This window comes from Streptomyces sp. NPDC046379, from assembly GCF_055587785.1.
Map to the genome: position 1 here is coordinate 64410 of NZ_JBVJFP010000026.1, position 3954 is coordinate 68363.

Consider the following 3954-nt stretch of genomic DNA (forward strand, 5'->3'; position numbering starts at 1 on the left):
GGCGGTCGGAACGCCGGGAACGGCGGTCGGGACACCGGGCATGGCGTCCAGGACCAGTCGGTGGGTGCGCAGCCAGTCGCCGTAGTAGCCGCGCATGTCGAAGAAGCCCGCCAGTTCCACGGCCAGCGCGGCGGCCCGCGCCGGCTCGCCCAGGCGCAGCGCGCACTCCACGGCGGCGACCAGGATCCGGCGTTCGCTCTCGAACCACTCGACCGGCCGGGCCCGCACGGCCGCGGTGATCCCGGCCGCCGGACCGGGCAGCGGCGTCCGTTCGCCGGGGACGCCGAGCACTCCGAGGAACCGCGTCGGCATGGCGGCGTTGGCACAGCGGGCCAGCGCGATCAGGGTGTCGACGGCCCCCAGCACGCGCCCGCGCCAGATCCGCGGCCCGTCCGTCTCCGTCTCGGCGAGTTCACGCGCGTAGATACGGAGCAGGGCATGCATGCGATAGCGCTGAAGGCCCAGCGGGTCGGCGCCCACCGCCTCCACCAGATGTTCGTCCAGCAGGGTCTCCAGGGCCCGGGCGGGCTCTGTCGGGCTGCCCATCGTGACGGACACGAGCCAGCCGGGCACCGGTTCGTCGGGGAGCCGGCCGAAGGCGCGGAAGGCGGTGGCGGCCTGCTCGGGCAGATACCGGTAGCTCAGCTCCGCGCTCGCCCGCACCTCCATCTCGCCGGTCTGCAGCTGGTCGAGCCGGCCGCGTTCGTCGTGCAGGAAGTCGGCGAGCGCGCCGACGCTCCAGCCGGGCCGGTTGGCCAGCCGGGCGCCGGCGATCCGCACGGCCAGCGGCAGTGAGCCGCAGCCGGTGAGCACCCGGTCCGCGTCCGGGCCGGCCGCGCGCAGCCGGTCCTCGCCGACGATCCGGCCGAGCAGGGCGCGGGCCTCCTCCCGGCGCATCACGCCGAGCGGGCAGTGGTGCGCGGGCAGGGACGGCATCCGGCGACGGGAACTGACCAGCACCGCCGAGCCGCCGGTGCCCGGCAGCAGCGGCCGGACCTGGACGCCGGTCGCGGCGTCGTCCAGCACGATCAGGACCCGGCGCTGGGCCAGCCGGGAGCGCAGGAGCGCGGCCCGCTCGCCCGGTCCGGCCGGCATGGCGGCGTCGATGACGCCGAGGCCGCGCAGCATCTCCGCCAGCACGTCGGCCGCCTCCCGGGGCCGGTCGCTGAGGCCGCCCAGCTCCACGAACAGCTGCCCGTCCGGGAACCTGTGCCGCACCCGGTGGGCCACATGGACGACCAGCGTGGACTTCCCCGACCCCGGCGGCCCCGAAACGACGGCGACGACCGGACGCCGTCCGGCCCCGGCCAGCAACTCCTCCAGGGCGGCGACCTCGGTGTCGCGGCCGGTGAAGTCGGGCACGTCCATCGGCAGCTGGCACACCGGCGCGGCCGGGGCCGTACGACGCCGGTCCGTGAGGCCGTTGACCTGCTCGCCGGCCGCGCGCAGCGGGGCGCCGGGAGCGACGCCGAGTTCGGCGGCGAGGATCCGCTCGGCCTCGGCGTAGGCGGCACGCGCCTCGGTGACCCGGCCGGCCCCGTGCAGGGCGCGCACCAGCATCTGCCACAGGTCCTCGCGCAGCGGGTCCTCGGCGAGACGGATCCGCAGGTCCGCGACGAGCGGCGCGTAGTCGCCGAGCCGCAGCCGGACCTCCAGGCACTCGTCGACGGCGAGCGAGCGCAGCTCCTCGATCCGGGTGAGGACCGGGTCCCAGACCACGCTGGAGGGCAGGTCCTGGAGGACGCCGCCGCGCCACAGGGCGAGCGCCGCCTCGTAGCCGCGCAGGGCGGTGACGCCGTCGCCGCGGTCGCGGGCGGCCCGGGCGGCCTCCAGACGGTGTTCGAAGAGTTGCAGATCGTGGTCGACGGGTTCGACGTCCAGGGCGTAGCCGGAGGGCAGGGTGCGCAGCCCGTCGGTGGCGATGCCCGCGGCCGTCAGGATCCGGCGTAACGCGCGGACGTAGGTGCGGACGTTGGCCACCGCCGAACGGGGCGCGCCGCCCGGCCACAGCACCTCCGTCAGCACGTCGAGCGAGACGAACGACCCCGGCTGCAGCAGCAACGTCGCGAGTACCGCGCGCGGCTTCGGACCGCCCAGCCGCAGCGGCTCCGGCCCGCCCCGCGCCCGCACCTGGAGCGGGCCCAGCACGCCGAATATCGGCTCCCCCATGCGCCTGCCTCCGTGACAGCCCGTGACAGTCCGTGACTGCGGCTCAGCGTAGCCGTACGCCGAGTCGCCGAACAGGAGTTCAGCGATCCAGTACGGGACCGACACCGGAGGGCCACTTCCCGTCGGCCCGGCCGGAACCGGTCAGTGTCCGGGGGAGCCGGGCGGGTGTCCGGGAAAGCGGCAGGCTCTCGGGGGAGCCGGGCGGGTGTCCGGGGGAGCGGCAGACTCCCGGGAGGGGAACCGTGCAGGCGTCCGGGGGAGCCGGCGTGGCGTCAGGCGGCCTTCAGCCCGGTGGCGATCGCCTCGGCGAGCGGCGTGGACGGACGCCCCGTCAGCCGGGACAGGTCGCCGGAGTCGACCACCAGCTCACCCTTCTCGATGGATGCGTCCACGCCCGCCAGCACCGCGGCGAACGCCTCCGGCACCCCGGCCCCGGCGAGGATGCCGGTCAGGTCGTCGGTGGAGACGGACCGGTAGACGATCTCCCGCCCGGTCTGCCGGCTCAGCTCCGCCGCGTACTCGGCGAAGCTCCACGCCTCGTCGCCACCCAGCTCGTACGTCCTGTTCTCGTGCCCCTCGCCGGTCAGCACGGCGACGGCCGCGGCGGCGTAGTCGGCGCGCGCGGCGGAGGAGACCCGGCCCTCTCCGGCGGCGGACACGACCGCGTCGTGCGCCAGCACCGGGGCCAGGTTCTCGGTGTAGTTCTCGTGGTACCAGCCGTTGCGCAGTAGCACATACGGCACGCCCGAGGCGAGGATCGCCTCCTCCGTGCCCCGGTGGTCGTCGGCGAGCGCGGCCGAGAGGGTGCCGGGAGCGCTGGTGTAGGCGAACAGGGCGACGCCGGCCGCCTTCGCCGCGTCGAGCACGACCCGGTGCTGGCCGACCCGGCCCTTGCCGAACTCGTTTCCGGAGATCAGCAGCACCTTGTCGCCGGGGGCGAACAGGTCGTCGAAGGTCTCGGGCGCGTTGTAGTCGGCAACGGCGATCCGCGCGCCGCGCCCGGCGAGGTCGGCGACCTTCTCCGGGGTGCGCACGACGGCGGTGATCCCCTCGGCCGGAACCCTCTCCAGCAGCTGCTCCACGACGAGGCGGCCGAGCTTTCCGCTGGCTCCGGTGACGACGATGCTCATGGTCTGGCTCCTTCGGGGTTCGTTGTGTCACTAACCCTAGAAGGGGCGCTAACCATAAGATAGTACCCACTTTGAAGTAAGGTACTGGTGTCAAAGTAAGTGGGTCTGGGTGAGTGATTGCCCGTAGGCGCCTGGAGGCGAGTTCAGTGGGACCGAGTGAGAACGCGGCCGCCCGCGAAGCCATGTGCCCGCACCGGCTGGTCCTGGAGCACGTCACGAGCCGTTGGGGCGTCCTGGTGCTGATCGCGCTGCTCGACCGCTCCTACCGGTTCAGCGAGCTGCGCCGGGAAATCGGGCGGAGCGTCACGGTCAGCGAGAAGATGCTGGCCCAGACCCTTCAGACCCTGGAACGCGACGGCCTCGTCCATCGCGACGCCAAGCCGGTCATCCCGCCGCGCGTCGACTACTCGCTCACCGACCTGGGCCGGGAGGCCGCCGAGCAGGTGCGGTCGCTGGCGCAGTGGACGCAGAGGCGCATGGACGACGTGGAACGTGCCCGCACGGCCTACGACGAGGCCCGGGCGGTGCAGTCCGCCCGGGTTTCGTGTGGGGGTGTCGTTCGGGTCAGTCGGTGACGGTCCAGGTGTCGTTGCCGGTGAGGAGTTGGGCGAGGTCGCCCTTGCCGGTGGTTTCGACGGCGTGGTCGAGCTGGTCG

At 73.9% G+C, this 3954-nt stretch carries 3 protein-coding genes; 1 reads left to right on the forward strand and 2 read right to left on the reverse strand.

Going from position 1 to position 3954, the window contains the following annotated elements:
* A partial coding sequence (locus ACZ6KF_RS31445; protein WP_469241453.1) for an AfsR/SARP family transcriptional regulator occupies positions 1-2169 on the reverse strand: 2169 nt, incomplete at its 3' end.
* Between the two features lie 272 nt (positions 2170-2441).
* Complete coding sequence (locus tag ACZ6KF_RS31450; RefSeq protein ID WP_356632294.1) at positions 2442-3299, reverse strand: SDR family oxidoreductase; 858 nt, start codon at positions 3297-3299, stop codon at positions 2442-2444.
* Positions 3300-3481: 182 nt separating this feature from the next.
* Between ACZ6KF_RS31450 and ACZ6KF_RS31455 the strand changes: the two genes are divergently transcribed.
* Positions 3482-3874 (forward strand): winged helix-turn-helix transcriptional regulator, encoded by a 393-nt coding sequence (locus ACZ6KF_RS31455; protein ID WP_356632497.1) that lies wholly within the window; start codon positions 3482-3484, stop codon positions 3872-3874.
* The last annotated feature ends 80 nt before the right edge of the window (positions 3875-3954 follow it).

Bases quoted from the DNA above. Each gene is read 5' to 3' on its own strand.
- ACZ6KF_RS31450 (WP_356632294.1), bottom strand. From the start codon at position 3,299: ATGAGCATCGTCGTCACCGGAGCCAGCGGAAAGCTCGGCCGCCTCGTC.
- ACZ6KF_RS31455 (WP_356632497.1), top strand. From the start codon at position 3,482: ATGTGCCCGCACCGGCTGGTCCTGGAGCACGTCACGAGCCGTTGGGGC.